This is a genomic window from Polaromonas sp. SP1, from assembly GCF_003711205.1.
GTDB lineage: Bacteria > Pseudomonadota > Gammaproteobacteria > Burkholderiales > Burkholderiaceae_C > Polaromonas.
The window spans coordinates 3,261,580-3,278,476 of sequence record NZ_CP031013.1 but is presented as its reverse complement, the minus strand read 5'-3'; the positions used below and the strand labels follow the sequence as shown (position 1 = coordinate 3,278,476).

General features: G+C 64.1%; 12 protein-coding genes and 1 other RNA gene. 2 read left to right on the top strand and 11 right to left on the bottom strand.

Going from position 1 to position 16,897, the window contains the following annotated elements; translation table 11 throughout:
* Nucleotides 1-5: 5 nt before the first annotated feature.
* The 5 genes from DT070_RS15595 to DT070_RS15575 all read right to left on the bottom strand — a co-directional run bounded on the left by DT070_RS15595 (nt 6) and on the right by DT070_RS15575 (nt 5,890).
* Nucleotides 6-338 (bottom strand): YbaB/EbfC family nucleoid-associated protein, encoded by a 333-nt coding sequence (locus DT070_RS15595; RefSeq protein WP_122956224.1) that lies wholly within the window; start codon nt 336-338, stop codon nt 6-8.
* A gap of 72 nt (nt 339-410) precedes the next feature.
* Nucleotides 411-2,270, bottom strand: coding sequence for a DNA polymerase III subunit gamma/tau (dnaX, locus tag DT070_RS15590; RefSeq protein WP_122956223.1), 1,860 nt, complete (start codon nt 2,268-2,270; stop codon nt 411-413).
* A 72-nt stretch (nt 2,271-2,342) separates the two neighbouring features.
* A complete protein-coding gene (locus DT070_RS21400) occupies nt 2,343-3,338 on the bottom strand; it encodes a hypothetical protein (RefSeq protein WP_153976352.1) in 996 nt (331 codons plus the stop codon).
* 605 nt (nt 3,339-3,943) lie between these two features.
* Nucleotides 3,944-5,224, bottom strand: a complete 1,281-nt coding sequence (locus DT070_RS15580; RefSeq protein WP_206074044.1) for an AAA family ATPase — start codon at nt 5,222-5,224, stop codon at nt 3,944-3,946.
* 12 nt (nt 5,225-5,236) lie between these two features.
* Entirely contained in the window at nt 5,237-5,890 is a 654-nt protein-coding gene (locus DT070_RS15575) for a hypothetical protein (protein ID WP_122956221.1), read from the bottom strand.
* Nucleotides 5,891-5,975: 85 nt separating this feature from the next.
* Here DT070_RS15575 and ffs point away from each other — a divergent pair.
* Nucleotides 5,976-6,072: signal recognition particle sRNA small type (gene ffs, locus DT070_RS15570), an RNA gene on the top strand.
* Between the two features lie 35 nt (nt 6,073-6,107).
* On the opposite strand, the gene DT070_RS15565 is transcribed toward ffs, so the two are convergent.
* The 3 genes from DT070_RS15565 to DT070_RS15555 form a co-directional block, all read right to left on the bottom strand.
* Nucleotides 6,108-6,596, bottom strand: a complete 489-nt coding sequence (locus DT070_RS15565) for a low molecular weight protein-tyrosine-phosphatase (protein ID WP_122956220.1) — start codon at nt 6,594-6,596, stop codon at nt 6,108-6,110.
* A 12-nt stretch (nt 6,597-6,608) separates the two neighbouring features.
* Entirely contained in the window at nt 6,609-6,890 is a 282-nt protein-coding gene (locus DT070_RS15560) for a hypothetical protein (RefSeq protein ID WP_122957436.1), read from the bottom strand.
* 63 nt (nt 6,891-6,953) lie between these two features.
* The gene (locus DT070_RS15555; RefSeq protein ID WP_255416836.1) at nt 6,954-8,342 is read right to left on the bottom strand and encodes a TIGR03862 family flavoprotein; all 1,389 of its coding nucleotides are present in this window, start codon (nt 8,340-8,342) and stop codon (nt 6,954-6,956) included.
* Nucleotides 8,343-8,717: 375 nt separating this feature from the next.
* Between DT070_RS15555 and DT070_RS15550 the strand changes: the two genes are divergently transcribed.
* Nucleotides 8,718-9,881, top strand: coding sequence for an ABC transporter substrate-binding protein (locus DT070_RS15550; protein ID WP_122956219.1), 1,164 nt, complete (start codon nt 8,718-8,720; stop codon nt 9,879-9,881).
* Nucleotides 9,882-9,941: 60 nt separating this feature from the next.
* On the opposite strand, the gene DT070_RS15545 is transcribed toward DT070_RS15550, so the two are convergent.
* The 3 genes from DT070_RS15545 to DT070_RS15535 form a co-directional block, all read right to left on the bottom strand.
* Nucleotides 9,942-10,583, bottom strand: coding sequence for a hypothetical protein (locus DT070_RS15545; protein WP_122956218.1), 642 nt, complete (start codon nt 10,581-10,583; stop codon nt 9,942-9,944).
* Nucleotides 10,584-10,668: 85 nt separating this feature from the next.
* Nucleotides 10,669-13,962 carry an exodeoxyribonuclease V subunit beta gene (locus tag DT070_RS15540; RefSeq protein WP_122956217.1) on the bottom strand — a complete coding sequence of 1,098 codons (3,294 nt, stop codon included), beginning with the start codon at nt 13,960-13,962 and terminating at the stop codon, nt 10,669-10,671.
* A gap of 129 nt (nt 13,963-14,091) precedes the next feature.
* Nucleotides 14,092-16,665 (bottom strand): PD-(D/E)XK nuclease family protein, encoded by a 2,574-nt coding sequence (locus DT070_RS15535; RefSeq protein WP_122956216.1) that lies wholly within the window; start codon nt 16,663-16,665, stop codon nt 14,092-14,094.
* Nucleotides 16,666-16,897: the final 232 nt, after the last annotated feature.

The following is a 16,897-nucleotide window of genomic DNA, read 5'->3' as shown; positions in this document are numbered from 1 at the left end:
GGCCCTTAAAAGGGCAGCTTCATGCCGCCGGGCAGGCCTGGCATCCCGGCCGTCAGCTTGCCCATCTTTTCCTGGCTCACTTCTTCGGCCTTGCGCACGGCCGCGTTAAACGCCGCGGCGACCAGGTCTTCCAGCATGTCCTTGTCGTCCGCCAGCAGGCTGGGGTCGATTTCAACGCGCTTGACGTCGTGCTTGCAGGTCATGGTGACCTTCACCAGGCCGGCGCCGGCTTCGGCGGTGACTTCGACAAACGCCAGCTCTTCCTGGGCCTTCTTGAGGTTGTCCTGCATCGCCTGCGCCTGCTTCATGAGGCCTGCGAGTTGTCCTTTGTTAAACATGGTTGTTCCTTTTAAAACTTGAAATCGGGTTGTGCTTCTGCGTCTGAAATGCGTCTCAAAGACTGCCTTTGATCATATCGACTTGGCCGCCAGCGGCCGGATGCTGCCGGGGACAATCCGGGCGCCCCAGTCGCGCATCAGGTCCTGCACCAGCGGGTCGCCCTGGATCATCTCTTCAGCCGCACGCTGGCGTTCGGCCTGCGCGGCGGTATTGCGGCGCGCCGGGGTGTCGGTCACCGGGCCCACTTCCACCACCAGCTTGAGGGCCGCATTGCCCACATGGGCTTGCAGCGCAGCCTGCAGCTTCTCGCGCGCGGCGGCCTGATTCAGGGATTCGCGTTCCACGCGCAGCGTCCACAGTCCCTGGTCCTGGCTGCGCAACTCCGACTGCAGGCCCAGCTCACGCGTGAGCGCGGCCACCGCCTCGGCCGCCACCATCTGGTTGACGGTCTGGCTCCACGCTTCCCCCAGAGGCACAGGCACCAGCAGCGCGGGCGCTGCGGAAGGCGCTCCGGGCTGCGGGCGCTGTGGCTGCGGTGCTGCCTGCATGGGGGCGAGCTCAGGCACGGCGGCAGGGCTTGCTATCAAATCAGGAGCTGCTTGTGCAGGCGCTGCCTGGGCCGAAGGCTGATTTGATTCAAAATTTTGCGGCGCCGCTGCGGGCGGGGTCCGCGCCGCAACCGGTTCAGGCGCAGGCGCACGGGGCGGCGCTGCAACGCGTTCAGGCAATACGGGCGGCCCGGGCGCGCTCACCCGGGCGGGCTCAGGCTGAGGCTTTTTTCCAGGCTCGGCGGCACCCCCCATGGCGGGTTGTGCGGCAGACCCCGAAGGTTTGAAGGCCAGCAGGCGCAGCAGCACCATGGTCAGGCCGGCATATTCGTCGGGCGCCAGGCCCAGTTCACCGCGCCCATGCAGGCACAGGCTGTACAGCAGCTGGGTTTCGTCGGCAGGCAGCGCCTGCGCCAGCCGGGCCGTCTCGGCGATGTCCGGGTCGGCGCCGTCGTCGCCCGCGCCCATTTCAGGCACAGCCTGCAACACAGCCATGCGCTGGAGGACGGACGTCATTTCTTCGAGCGTAGATGCCGCGCTCAGGCCATTGAGCCGCAGCGCTTCGGAGGTTTCCATCACCGTCTTGCCGTCGCCGCGCGCCAGCGCATCGAGCAGGCGGTACACATAGCTGCGGTCCACACTCCCCAGCATGGTGCGCACGCTGGCTTCTTCGAGCGAGCCCGAGCCAAAGGCAATGGCCTGGTCGGTCAGCGAGAGCGCGTCACGCATCGAGCCCCGCGCCGCGCGCGCCAGCAGGCGCAGCGCCTGCGGCTCGGCCGGCACGTTCTCCACGCCCAGCACCTGCGTCAGGTGCTCCAGCACCGTCTCGGGTGCCATCGGCCGCAGGTTGAACTGCAGGCAGCGCGACAGCACCGTGGCCGGCACCTTCTGCGGGTCGGTCGTAGCCAGCACAAACTTGAGGTATTCAGGCGGCTCTTCCAGCGTCTTGAGCATGGCGTTGAACGCCGTGTTCGTCAGCATGTGCACCTCATCGATCATGAAGACCTTGAAGCGTCCGACGACCGGCTTGTAAACGGCTTGCTCAAGCAACTGGGCGATTTCATCGACACCGCGGTTGGACGCCGCGTCCAGCTCGGTGTAGTCCACAAAGCGGCCGCTGTCGATATCGGTGCAGGCCTGGCACACCCCGCAAGGCGTGGCCGTGATGCCGCCCTGCCCGTCCGGCCCCAGGCAATTGAGCGATTTGGCCAAAATCCGCGAGATCGTCGTCTTGCCCACACCCCGCGTGCCGGTGAACAAATAGGCATGATGAAGGCGCTGGGTCGCCAGCGCATTGCCCAGCGCCTGCACCACATGCGACTGCCCCACCATTTCAGAGAAATTTTTGGGGCGGTATTTGCGGGCGAGAACGAGATAGGACATACACCCAATTCTACGAGGTGCTACCTCTGCAAATCCGAAAACCCGCAAACCAGCCGGGTGCCAGCCTGACGGCTATTTGATGGCGAAGTAGATAGGCGCCCAGCCACGCCCCCAAGCAATGGATTTTTCGACATAGGCGACCCGCTGCGAATCGCTTGAAATCCTGCTCTTGTGCCACTCGCTGAGTTGCCACTGTGTTGCGCTGCTGGCAATGCCCGCCTCAGCAGGATCAAAATAATAGAAAGCCGTTGCAAAGCCGTCCGAATTGGCCCGATGAAATCCCACATTCAGGAAAACACTTGAAAAATTAACCTTGCGCTGTGCCAGTTCGAGGCTTGCGGAGCGAAACAATGCCTGGTTTTCCCAAACCGACGTTGCATGGTTTACCCACCAGCATCGGGTTGAATCGGGATTGTCCCCGACGTCCTCAACAAAGGCCATGTCTTGCCGCGAGCAGGATTTCATCGGAACCGCCTTGAAGCTTGCCTCGCTGGTTCTACGGTAAGCACGAATGGCAACCATCCGCTTGAGCTGTCCAGAGACGATCTGGCCCAACAGCATGGCATCACCCGGCGCGGCTTGCGAACCCTTGAAAAGCGCAAGCGTCATCCATTGCCCCTCCGGCAACGGGATGGATTGCCCGCTCACCATGACCGAGGTGCTGCTCATCCGTCCAATCACAGAGTCCGGCAGTCCTGGCAATCCTGAGTGCGCCGCCGCTTGCTGCGAAGCAACAGCCGGAGTTTGCGCAGAAGAAACCGCCCCTCCTGAAGTGCCGTAAGAATCGAATCCCGCTGGTAGCGGAAACCGGAATTTCTGGTTACCGAAGTTGGCAATCCAGCGGTCGCCTTCCGGCGCTGTGTTGCCTGACGACGCGCTCAGTGAGCCGAAAGGGGAAAATTGCTCCCCCGGCGTCAACTGCAGTGGTGTTCCCCCTTGCAGGCCAGGCGTGCCGTTGCGCCATTGGCCATTGACACCCCAAAAAGCGAGCTTCTTGTCGGCATCCAGGGCAAACATAAGCACATCTCCGCTGCGGATGGATTTGTCTCTGCCGACTTCAATGTTCAAGGCCGTCTGCGTCCCGCTGCCCCTGCTTATCGGCATGGGGCTACTGCCGCCGCCCGCGCCGTGCGATGCAACCCCTGCGGAGGTCCACGTATCGGCCGTCTGCTCGCCGGGACGGGCCGAAAGCGTCAGTTCCCAGTAATGGCGGCCATTAGAGACGTGCTTTGAAGTCCACACGGTAGACATCGCGCCTGCACAGCAATACGCCGCTATTAGCCCGCCACCTGAAATCGTCCCTCCGGTAGCCCGCCCTCCACCACTCCAGACCACAGCACCGCGTGACTGGACGCCCGTTGCCTGAGGGGGCGCTCCCGCCGGCTCTCTGGCCAGCGAGGGAGGCGACGACGCCGTGTCAAGTTTGTCGGTATCCGCACTACCCGCAGATTGTGTTCTGACCGGTGCACCGGCTATCTGCGAAGCGCCGTTTCCCGGCTGAGTCATCGCCGGAGATTGTGGCGCGGCATAAGTGGGTGGCGCGAGTTCTGCACCGGATTGATTCTGGCGCCACGGGGAACCCGCTATACCCAATGCCAACGCCAGTACGGCAAAGCTGGTAAGCCATCGCCAATAGCTGGACTGGTGCCACAGGCTCTGCCGTGCAAGCGCGATCATTCTCTGTCAGCGTCTTGCGGTTTGGCTGCCAGGCCCGCTTTCTGTGACGCCTTGGCCCGAATCTTTCCATCTTCAATGCGCAACTCGATCAGGTCATAGCCCAACTGACGCGCCTTGATCAGGGAATCGGCAATTGACTCTTCCAGAGCACGAACCACATCACGTGAAGATGCGGCCGATCCCATGCGCCGGTACCTTTGCATTAGTTGCACAATAATTACCGGATCCACTCCCCCGCCCGCAACTTCCAGTCCGTAACCGCGAATCATCGCCTCCATTTCGAGCGCGCAAACGCGCGCCACGTCCAGGCCTGCAAGCGCTGCAAAGACGAATATCCGGTCAATGCGGTTGAGAACCTCCGGCGCAAATCCGTTTTCTTTCAATGCATTGACCGATGCCATCCGCAAGCTGTCAGGATCGGCGGCGAAATCTTTTTGCAGAGCCGTCAGTACATCGGTGGCCGCGTTGGAAGTCAGGATAAAAATCGCCTGGCTGGTCGAAATCTGTTTTCCATCAGAAGCTTCAGTGACAAACCCGTCATTCCACGCAGTCAGAAAGCCTTTCAACACTTCCGGGTGGGCTTTTTCAATCTCATCAAGAAGAACAACCGCCGCAGGATGATCTCTCAGGCCTCCCGTCAGCTTGCCGTAGGAGTCGGAGCCTACATAACCCTTGGTCATGCCAAAGAGCTGCGTCGCGGAAAACGAACCGGCGGAAAACTGCGTCATATCGAAGTGAAGCAGCTTGCGGTTCAGTTCCGCAGCCAACACCTTGGCCAGATAGGTCTTGCCCGTCCCCGGAGGGCCCGCAAACAGGAAAACCCCTGCGGGTTTTTGCCGCTGCATCAAAGCGAGCCGGCGGCGCAATTGCATCGACAAATCGTTGCACACCGCATCCTGACCCACGACCTTGGCTTTCAACGCCGCACCAAGGCTCTCAGCGTCAATAACAAGCGACTCCTGATCCATGAGCGCGGCAGCATCCTGCACCTGCTGCTTGTTGGTTAGACGGTCAAGTATGTCCATGCTTATCACCCGGTAAATCCATTGAGGGGCCCGATCCAGCCAATGCAGCCAGCAAACCAGGCTAAGAAATACTAAAGTCAATCCGGCCGCGATGAAATACCAGCTCCAGGTCCGCAAAAAAAGCTCCGTTGCCACATACCAGGACGAGAGAGCCGAAGTGGCCGGCCATACCTGCCGCAGCAGCTGAACCACCATGATCAGCACGCTCAGGGCAATAAATACGGGCAAGTAGCGATTGAGCCATGCAAGCATGTCTTTAGTACATCACTGAAAATTCACGGGCAAAGAAAGTGACTGCCCCTCGCTCATGATCGGCATGAGAACTGACTGCTGCGAACCCTTGATCCCCAGGGTAATACCTCCGCCGCCGTCCTTAAGACCTGTCACCTGAATCACACCTGCACCGATGCCGGGAACATGAATGACGGTAGGAATTTTCGAGAGAAGCACATCACGCGCATAACCTGCACTGGTGATGCGCACCATATCACCATCCGGCGCATGCGTATCCCACAAAACGAGTTCGACCAGACTGACTTTCTGTTCACTGCCAACTGCGGCGGCTGGTGAAGGTGATCCAACAGGCGTGGTCTTGGCGGAAGGCTGTGCCAGCGCCTGCGACAACGCCTCCAGTTCGGGAGGCTTGAGCCCCATATTTGCCAGGGTCGCGACAGTCTTTTCCTGGGGGACGATTGAGACGGGGAAGCTTTTTATCTTCGCGAAGGCTTCGCTGCGCTCCTTCGCTTCGGATTGGCTTACATGATCTGGAACTGACGGCGGATAGAGACGGGTTAACCCAAAACCACCAAGTGCGACCATAAGAATCACGCCTGCCACAAGAGGAAACAGATGGCCTTTTTTTGGCTGAACCCGCTTGGCATCCTCGTCCATCAATTGTTTGGGCTCCAGATGCCGCATAGTTCCTTAAGCAGAGTTGCCAAAATTGTGCCACAGAGGCGCGTGGTTATTTCGTGATGTGATTTCACCGCGTACAATGAGAAGCGACGGGCCTTCCCGCATGGTAAAGCGGCCAACCGGGTCAGGTGGGGAACCAAGCAGCCCTAACTGTGGAGTCAGTGCCGGGGTCAAGGCTCGTCACCTTATTCAAATTGCAGCGCACGCAGCCGCTGCCCTCTCAAAGCGCCGGCTTCAGCTGGCGCTCAACATGCTGAAGCAAGCCCTCGCAGGCATCCTCGACCAGGTCGAGCACGTGCTCGAAGCCGTCCTTGCCGCCGTAATAAGGATCAGGCACGACCGGGCTGTCATGCTTTAAACAAAACTCCGTCAGCCTGCGTACCTTGCGGAGGTGTTCGGCGGGGCACTCCTCCTGGATCAAAGCCAGGTTGTCCCAATCCATCGCAAGGATCAAATCGTGGCGCTCGAAATCCGCATCTGACATTTGCCGGGCTCTCAGGGCAGACAGGTCGTAGCCGCGCCTGGATGCATGTGCCTGCGAGCGCTCGTCGGGCGGGTTGCCGGGGTGGTAGTTATGGGTGCCGGCGGAGTCGACCTGGATCAGTTGGGCCAGGCCGCGGTCTTTGACCTTTTGCTGGAACACGCCGTGGGCTGTAGGGCTGCGGCAGATGTTGCCCATGCAGACGAAGAGGATGGAATACCGCTTCATGTGACGGTGCCCTTACCGGGCAGCCTCTTCAATCGCCTCGGTGGTCTGCAATGCGTGCTGCGCGATCTGCGCTGAGGCCAGCGCCAGCGATGCCAACGCATAGGTGCCGCTGATGATGCCTTTGTAGGCGATCTCGGCCGCGATGGCGTCCTGGCCCAGGCCTTCGGTGGCGGCGATGATGCAGGCCTCCACGCTGTCCAGGCCGGCGTCGCCGTATAGCTCTTCGCCTTCGTAGCTGACGCGGTACTCAAACTCTTCTTGCATCATCGGGTCGATGTGAAAACGCACGATCATGGTGTTGATTCCTTCCTGCAAACGCTATCAAATCAATAGCTGGTAGCCCACGCCGTTCCTGGGCTAGAGGCCAAAATGGCTCATAACGCCCTGCCCTGCGGCGCGGCCGCTGGCAAAGCACGCTGTCAGCAAATAACCGCCTGTGGGCGCTTCCCAATCAAGCATTTCGCCGGCGCAGAACACGGGTTGGGGCACGGTAGCGGCGGCCAGCTGCAACTGTGCAGTCATGCCTTCAAACATCACGCCGCCCGCCGTACTGATGGCTTCGTCAATGGGCCTGGTGGCTGTGACGCGCACGGGCAGCGCCTTGATTCCGGCGGCCAGGCGCACGGGGTCTGCAATCGCGTCCTTGCCCAGCAGCTCATACAGCATGGCGGCCTTGATGCCGTCCAGGTTCAGCCGGCTCTTGAGGTGACTGGAGAGCGAACGCGAGCCGCGCGGGTGACGCACTTCGACCAGCACCTGCTCGGGCGATTTGTCGGGCAGCAGATCCAGCATGAAGGTGGCGCTGCCGTGGGCGGCGATCTCGTCGCGCAGCAGGCTGGAGGCAGCGTAGACCAGGCTGCCTTCCACGCCAGTGGCCGTGGCGATGAATTCGCCTTTGCGGCTGAAGCTGCGGCCGCGCGAGTCGGTGAAATGAATGGCGACCGACTTGAAGGGCTGGCCGGCAAAGCGGCTGGCGAAGTGTTCTGTCCAGCCGGTGGGTGCTTGCGGTTTTTTGCCGATGAGCTCCTGCAAAAATTCGCGCCGGGTTTCGCCGGGCTCTGCGGCGGCTTCCTGGATCTGCGCCGGGCTGTCGGGCCTTGCGGCCACGTCAAAGCCGCAGTTGGACGGCAAAAGCGGCGCCACCGCCGCGCCGTGCGCGGCCAGCAGCGGCACCCACGCGCCGTCTGAGCCCAGCCGCGCCCAGCTGCCGCCGCCCAGCGCCAGCACCACGGCGTCAGCCCCGGCCAGCACCTCACCCGCGGGCGTTGAGAATTTCAGCGCGCCGTCATCGGCCCAACCCAGCCAGCGATGCCGCATGGAAAACTGCACACCGGACTGGCGCAGGCGTTGCAGCCAGGTGCGCAGCAGCGGCGCGGCTTTCATGTCTTTGGGAAACACGCGGCCTGAAGTGCCGACAAAGGTTTCCACGCCCAGCGCCTCGGCCCAGGCACGCAACTCGGCCGCACCAAAACCGGCCAGCAAGGGCTGCAGCTGTGCGGCGTGCTCGCCATAACGGCTCATGAAAATCTGCGGCGGCTCCGAATGCGTGAGGTTGAGACCGCCGATGCCGGCGAGCAAAAACTTGCGGCCCACCGAAGGCATGGCGTCATACACCTGAACAGACAGCGCCGCACCAGCGCCGGCCAGCACCTCGGCGGCCATCAGGCCGGCAGGCCCGCCGCCGATCACCGCGATGCGCAGCGGCCGGGTCAGGGAAGAGTCAGAAGGTGCGGCGGTAGAGGTCAATGGGGTTGCCGCCTGTTGCGGGTCACAAGTTGAATGAAAGAAAAAGCCGTTCTCAGGGAAGCCGGCAGCGGGCAAAGCCAAAACCGCAGAGCCCGTGTTGGGTAGCAGCTGCAGGCAGCAGCTGGCGCGCTGCACAACGGGAGTCCGCAATTATTGCAGGTGCACCGAAAGCACCACGCACGCCCGCAAAACAACAGAATTTTCAAAGACTTAATACGAACAACCTAACCCATCACCGCAGATTGAGACGGTTCAAAAAAATATTCTGCACAGGACTATTGACCTGTCACAAATTGCATAAACTGCGGTGCTAGCATTTAGTAAGCATGCTTACTAAATAGGCAGACACCCGAAAAAACAACGAGGGATTTACAAGTGACGACACGAGACAGCAAAGCCACCCAGACAGCCACCCGCCCGCTGGCGCGCAGGCATTTCCTCCAGCAATGCGGAACGGCCGCAGCGGTCTTTGCAGCGCCCTCCTGGGCGCAGTCGCGCACCCTGCGCCTGGGCACCACGGTAGACCAGACCGGCCTCGAAAAAGGCATCGGCAGCGACCTGGTGCGGGGCGCCACGGCCTACTTCAACGCGGTGAACAAGGCCGGCGGCATCAACGGCGCCAGGATCGAACTCGTCACTTCGGACGACCAGTTCAAGCCCGACATCGCCAAGGCCAATGCGCAGGCCTTCCAGGCCGACAGCTCCGTCCTCGGCATCCTGAGCCCGCTGGGCACACGCCCCTGCGCAGCCATCGTTGAAACCATACGCGACTTCGCGGTGGTGGGGCCGGTTGCCGGCGCTGCGGCGGTGCGCAAGAACAGCCCGTCCAACGTGTTCTGGGTGCGCGCCACCTTCGACGCCGAAATCGAAAAACTGATTCACACCGCCGTCACGCTGGGCACCACCCGCATCGGCATCGTGCACCCGAAGGATCCGCTGGGCCTCTCGATCCTGGCATCGTTCCAGAAGGTCATGGCCGAGATGAAGCTGGAGCCGGCCATCATCGCAACGACGCCGACCAACACCAGCACGGAAGTCGAGCCCGCTGCCAAGGCGATCGCGAAGGCGCAGCCGCAAGTGGTCATCATGGTGCTGTCGGGCGTGGCGCCGCTGTTTGTGAAAGCCCTGCGCGATGCGGGCGGCACCAGCACGGTCTACGGCCTGTCCAACGCGGCCAGCGCCGTCAACATTGCGGCCATGGGCGAGAAGGCGCGCGGTGTGGGTTTTGCCATCATCGTGCCCTCGCCGGCCTCCAGCAAAAACACGCTGGTGCGCGGCTACCAGGCCGACATGCAGGCCAGCGGCTGGAAAGACTTCACCCTGTTTGGCCTGGAGGCCTACGTCAATGCACGCGTCATGGCCGAAGGCCTGCGCCGCGCCGGCGCCAAAGTGACGCGGGAATCGCTGATCGCAGGGCTGGACAGCATCACGAATTTCGACCTGGGCGGCATGCGCGTCAACTACGGCAACGGCAACCGCGTGGGCAGCACCTTTGTCGACGTCGGCGTGGTGGGCTTTGACGGGCGGTTGCTGACCTGATGGCCGTCAACCGTTCGGGCTGAGCCTTTCGACAGGCTCAGGGCGAACGGGAATGAGTGGCTACATAGGCGGCGCAAACCCGTTGCGCCCGACGATCACCCGCAGCGCGGTCGGCTTGCCGGCCTGCTCCTGCGCGGTGATCATCACCTTGGCGCCCGGCACCAGCAACACGTTTTCATCGGCCTTGCCGGGTTTGAACGACACCACCGGCACACCGGGCGGCACGATCACCGTTTTCTCGCCATCCTTGTAGCGCAGCGTCAACTTTTGCCCGCCGGGCACCGACGAAGGCGCGGCCGCGAGGTCGGCCACCGTCGCATTGGTCATGGTGCTATCGGGCCGCAAGTCCCAGGGCCGGTGGCCTTCACCGGCGCCGCGCGCTGCTTCCGGAAACACCACCACCTCCAGCGCCAGCTGGCTGCCGTCCGCCTGCGGCATGGCGGCGGTGCCGATGTAGCTGCCCGGCTTGATGTCGGCCAGCGCCAGCGGATACACCTCGGACACATCCATGGCCGCGGGCCGCACCAGCGTGATGACTTCGCCGCTGCGCTCCTTCACGGTCAGGCTGGTGGCGTCGACTTTTTCAATCGTGGCGCGCAGGCGCAGCGTGGGGTTGGCGGGCGCCTGCGCCGTCGCGAGGGGAACGGCGGCCAGCAAAACGAGGGACGCCAGCGAAGTGGCCAGGTGCTTGAACTTGATCATGAGGTGCCTTTCAGCCGGCATGTAATCGGAAGGATCGGAAGGATCGGAAGGTGATCGGAATGTGCGCCGGACAGGCCCGGTGAGATCAATCCACCATCACCACAGTTCCCTGCCCCGTGAGAAAAGCTGCTTTCACGGGAACGCCGGGGTAAATCAGCTGCACCGCCGCGCGGTAGCTTTGCATCTTGGCGACCAGTTCAGGGAGGTCTTGCGGTGCAAATCTGGATTTGTAGTCAAGCACCCACCAATGGCCTTCGTGGCCGGCGTCCTTGCGCTGCACCAGGCGGTCCAGGTACAGCGATTTCCCCTCATACACCAAGCCCACCTCATTGCCCTGCCAGGCAATGGCCTGCGGGCTCCACGCCCACGCGCCCTCGCCCACCAGAATTCGCCGCGCCGACTCGGCTGCCCGCTTTGCTTCAACCGGGCTCAGGCGAAATTCGCGCGTCACCGCTTTCACCTGCTCCACCGACAGAGCGCCGCCCCACTCCAGTAAACGGTGCATGGCGCTGCCGACGCGCGCCGTGAGAGAGTCTTCCTCCACGCGCTCCGCGGCGGGCACGGCGGGCATCAGCGCTTCGGGCAGTTCCGGCAGCTCAGGCAGGTAGAACACGCCGGCGTCCGCCGCATCAAGATGCTCGCCCGCGGACTCGTCCGCCACCGGCGCGGGCAATTCGCCCACCAGCCCCTGCAGCCGCTGCCACCAGCTCTCGGTCGTCACGCGGTGCGGCTCTATCGACGAGATGACCAGCGTGTGGCGCGCACGTGTCAGCGCCACATACAGCGCATTGAGCTCTTCGCGCTTGCGGGCGGCCTGCTCGTTGGCCAGCGTCTCGGCCGCGCAGGCAGGCGGACGGCTTTCACTGACGAGGAAAACAAACTTGCGCGGCTCGGTCGCCTCACCGGGCCAGTCGACCAGCACGCCCATGCTGTCGGCGTTGCGCTCCACCGTGTCGGTGTCCAGCAGCAGCACGGCCTCGGCCTCCAGGCCCTTGGCGCCGTGAATCGTCAAGAGGCGCACGGCCTCGGTGCTGACGGTGGCGGGCGCCTGCGTGCCGCCGGCCTTGAGGGCGCGCACAAAGCTGTAAGGCGTGGCGTAACGCCCGCCGTCCAGCGCCAGCGACACGCCCAGCAGCGCGCGCAGGTTGGCGACCACCGCGCTGCGCTCGGCCGCCGGCGCGGCCGCGCCAAAGCGCGCCAGCACATCGCCGTCGTCATAAATGCCCTGCAGCGCATCGTGCGGCGGCAGGCTGTCCAGCCAGCCTTTCCATTTGGCCAAAACAGGCCCCAGCCCAATCAGGCTGTGGGCCAGCAGCTCCTCTTTTTGTAGCAAGTCGTACCAGGGCATGCCGTGCTCGCGATGCAGCAGCGCCAGTTGCACCAGGCTGTCGTCGCCCAAGCCAAAGAGCGGCGAGCGCAGCGCGCGCGCCAAAGACAGGTCATGCTGCGGCGACACCAGAACGTCCAGCAGCGCCACCACGTCCAGGACTTCGCAGCAATCGATGAGCTCGGTTTTCTCGCCCACCTGGGCGGGGATGTGCAGTGCGCGCAATTCGTCCTGCAGCGGCAGCAGGCCGGCGCGTTTGCGCGACAGCACCATCACGTCTTGCGGCCTTAGGCCACCGGCCAACTGCTCTGAAATCCACGCCGCGGCCTGGCGGGCCTCGCGCGTGCGCAGGGTTTCTTCAGGCAGCTCGCGCGGCGTGGTCAGGCTGTCGCGCCAGCCGGCGGCCAGGGGTGAGGCGTCTTCCTCATCCCTGTTCCGTGCAATCGGCGGCAGGCGGCCTGCGGCGCCGGCCACGCCTGATGCCGTGGTGTGTTCACGAAAGCCTTCATAACCGTCGGCTTCGCGCGCCGTGGCCATGGCGGCGTTGACGGTGTCGATCACCGCTTCGGCATTGCGCCGCGTGTGGTCGCAGCTGAGCAAATCGCCGCCCAGGCCGTGCACCACAAAGGCCTGCGCGGCGCGGAACACCTGAGGCTCGGCGCGGCGAAAGCGGTAAATACTCTGTTTGGGATCGCCCACCAGGAACACGCTGGGCGCCGTGCCCGCGCCCGAGTAGCCGATGAGCCACGAGTACAGCGCCTGCCACTGCAGCGGGTTGGTGTCCTGGAACTCGTCAATCATCAGGTGGCGGATGCGCGCGTCCAGGCGCTCTTGCACCCAGCCCGACAGGACAGGGTCGGCCAGCATCAGCAGCGCGGCGCGCTCGACATCGTTCATGTCGACCCAGCCGCGGTCGCGCTTCAAGGCGGTGAACTGCGCGATCAGCACGCGCGTCAGGCGCGCCATGCGCTGCTGGTATTGCCAGGCGTCATGTTGCTGGCGGGCTTGCGCCACGCGCAGCACCAGGTCTTGCGCTTCCCGGACTCGTTCAATGCCCACGATCTTGTCGCCGAACTTGCGGGCCGTGCCCTTCTCCGTCAGCAGCGCGATAAGAACGGCGGGCATGTTGCCGGCGCTCAAGGCCAGTTCCAGCTCTACGCCCTTGGCCGAGAAGGTCGGCGCGCTGGCGCGGCCCAGCGCCTTGGCGGCTTCCAGCAGCAGGCGGTGGTTGGAAGCATCGGCGGCATCCGCAGCCAGGCAGTCTTCAGGCAAATTCAGCCCGGCGAACTCGGGGAACTGCTCCCCGAACGTTTGCACCGACGCATCGATGACACCCTTTTCATCAGCCAGCGTGAACTCTGTGCGCTTGTCGAGCGCGGCCTGCAAGGCCTTGTCGGTCTGAAAGCGCCCATGCGCCAGCACCACGGCTTCGAAGTCGGCCCGGTGCGAGGCGTCTGCCGCCACCGCCGCATAAAAGCGGCGCCAGACCAGCGCACGCGCCGGTGCGTCATCCTCCAGCAGCTCGTAATTGACGGGCAGCTCCAGCCGCTGCAGCACCGCCACCGGCGCGCTGCGCAGCAAGGCGGCAAACCAGCTGTGGAAGGTGCGGATCTGCACCGAGCGGCCGCTGGACAAAATCGAGCGGTATAAATTTGATAGCTGCTGGCGCACGTCCTGTGCGGACTTCAGGCCTTTTTGGGTTGAAACGTCGAGCCGGACGCCGCGCATTTCAAGTTCACGCTGCAAGGTCTCATCGTCGGCATGGGCGAAAGCTTTCAGCCAGTCGTCCAGGCGCTCGCGCATTTCACCGGCGGCTTTTTTGGTGAAAGTAATGGCCAGGATTTCATGCGGCAGCACCTGCTTGCCGGCCTCGGCCGTGGCCCCATCCAGCAGCGCACGCACGATGCGCGACACCAGCATCCAGGTCTTGCCCGCGCCAGCGCAGGCCTCCACTGCGACGCTGCGCCGCGGGTCGCAGGCGATGGCGTAGAAGGCCTCGGCCGAGACCGGCTCGCCGTTGCACTCGTAGGCGGCGGTGTGGGCGATTTTCATAGTCCACTCCTCGCGGTAGGCACAGATGTCTCATACCAGCATGAGCCGCGGAACCGGCTTTGCCGGGCCGCAGGGCGGGCGGCCCCCTCGGGGGGCAGCGTACTACGCGAAGCGAGAAGCGTGGGGGCCTTATTCATCCAGGCTCCAGAAGTCTTTGCGGCATAAACCGCGCGCCGCGCAGTAGTCGCAGGCCTTGCCTTCGCCCAGCGCCGGCAGCGCCGCACCGCGCGCGATGCGTGCCATGTCGGTCAGGATGCTGTCGATGAGCTCGTCGCGCAAACCAACGATGTCGGGTTGCTCGTAAGTTTTGGTCGGCTCTTTTTCACCCAGGTTCACATAGGCGGCGGCCAGCGTGTCGTCCGTCATCAGGGCGGCATAAAAAGCCAGCTGGGTGTCTTCCTGGCCGTTCTTGATGCGCTCCGCCGTGGTGCTGCGCGGCTCGGTCTTGTAGTCGATCAGCAGCGCGTGGCCGTCGGCCTGGCGGTCTATGCGGTCCAGCTTGCCCAGCAGCGTGATGCTGCCCAGCGGAACTTCGCGCCAGGCTTCGCCGGCCTCAAAGGTGGCGCCGGTGGCTTCGTGCTCGGCCAGCCATTTCAGGTAGCCCTCGCGCACGCCCGGCCAGGCAGCGGCAAAGGGTAAAAACTCGCTCTCGCTCAGCGCCAGCTCTTGCGTGGCGGTGTCGGCTGCTATATTAATCATAGCTATACGCCCAGGCAGGTCCTGGGCTGAAGCCGTTTTTAATGCTTCATGGAAGTGGTGCAGCAAGTTGTGCAGCCAGTTGCCGAAGTCGCGCTTGCCGAGCTCGCTTTCGAGCTCTTCGGACTCTTGCAGCTTGAGCTGGCGCAACGCAAAAAACCGGTAGGGGCAGCGCCGCAAGTCTTCATACGCGCTGGCCGACAGGCGGGTGACGGGCAAGGCCTCACCTGTTGGAAAGGGGTGCGGCGTGGGCTGGATGTCGACGGCGCGCAGCACGCGCGGGTCGGCGGCAACGGGGGGCGCCCCTTCCGCGTCATCCTGGGCCAGCAAAAGCTCCTGCACAAATCCGCTGGGAATCAGGTGCTCGCCCGATTCGCTGGTACGCCACAGCACATCGACATGCGGCATGCGCAGCGCGTATTGCCAGGCCTGGCGCTGGGCGGCGGCGAGGGTTTCGCGCGAAGCCAGGCCCAGCAGTTCGCGCTGGCCCGGTGTCCAGGGGCCGGTGGGCTCGGGCGAAACCGGCAGGCGGATTTCGTCGCAGCCTGGCAGCACCACCGCCTGCATGGGCCGGCCCAGCAATTGCGGCAGCGGCAATATCACCACCTGCTCGGCGGGCGGATGCGCTGGGGAAAACTTGCCGCCCTCCAGCGCCTGGTTGGCCCACTGGGTGAAGTCGTGCAGCCGCATCACCGGCGAGGCTTCAAATTCAGCCTCGGCGCCTTCGTGCAGGCGCAGTACGTCGAGCACCGTCTGGCCGGCTTCGTCTTGGGCCAGCGCATCCCATTGGCCGGCCGATTGCAGGGCGGTGCGCAGGTCGCGCAGCCACATCGCCAAAGGGCGCGCGCGGGCAAAAGGCGTGCGCAGCGCGTTGACCTGGCGCGCCAGCGGCCCGGTTGCGGCAAATGCGGGCGGCACGATCCCCTCTTCCGGAAAGTCCGGCAGGTCGCGCCAGGCGCGCACGCCGGCCCGGCGCAGCTCGGTTTCGGCGGTAGTCAGCATGGCGCCGTCAAAGGCCGGCGCATTCTTCAGCCAATCCAGCACGGCGTCGGTCGAGGCGTCCCAGGGCATCGCGCGCAGCAGGCTCATCAGGCTGGCGGCGGCGCGTGTGGTCGAAAGCTTCCAGCCGGTTTCATCGCGCATGGCGATGCCGCGCTCGGCCAGCATGGCGCCCACGCGGCGCGTGAGCTGCCGGTCTTGCGCAATCAGCGCCACCGGGCTGCGGCCTTGCGCCAGGTGCGCCAGCACACAGGCGGCGGCACGCCCGGCCTCGTCTTCGGCATCCTGCGCGGCGTGTAGCGCCGGCGGCTGCGGGCTGTCCACCAGCGGAATGCACAGCGGGATGGATACGGCGCGCTCGCCGAAATGTGCCTTGAGCGCCTCGGTGAGCGGGTCGGCCTGGAAGCCTTCGAGCACAGCAAACAGCAAGGGCTGCGCCTGGAAAAGGCGGTCTGTGGGGTAAGCGGAGTTGGCGGCCCAGGCCAGCGCAATCCGGCCCACGGCGGCTTCCAGCGCCAGCGCGGGCGAGTCAAGCCCCGCGCCCAGCGTCAGTGCCAGGCGCTCGCTCCAGGCCTGGCGCCGCGCAGGCATGACGGCGGCGGCCACGCCCGCCAGGCTCCAGGCCGCTTCCACCAGGCGCCCGGCCAGGGCATCCTGCTGGCCGCCCAGCCCGGCGCGCGCCAGCAAAGACGCGGCGGTCAGCATGTCGACCGCCATGTCCATGCGCAAGTCGTCGCCCGAGGGCGCAAAAAGGCCCAGCGTGCCGCCCAGCCCGCTGGCCCAGTTCATGGTAGTTTCAAAACGCGGCACAAAAAACGTCGCCCCGGCCTGCGCGGCCCAGGCCTGGCGCGCCTGCTGGATCAGCTGGGCATACGGCAGCAGCACGACGGCCTCAGCCGGGTGAACGCCCCGCGCCTGCAGCGTTGCGGCCAGTTGCGCCACGGCCTGCTGCCAGCAAAGCGCATCAGGCGGCGCCAGGGTGGTGTCGGCAATCTGGGCAGGTGGCATGGATGAAGGAGTGGGAAAGGCGGGTCAATCTGCAAAACACGGGAAAACAGGCAGCGGCCTGCGGCGGGCATAAGGCAAAAAGCGCCAGGAGCGCCCTGTCAATGGAGGACGTCGCTATCAGGGTGATAGCCCCCGCCCGCCCGACCCCGCCACTTGCTTTCTGCCACAATGACTGCAACTCAGCCCTGTACCTTATGGTACCCATCCTAAACAGACCAAAAAAGGAGCCGTC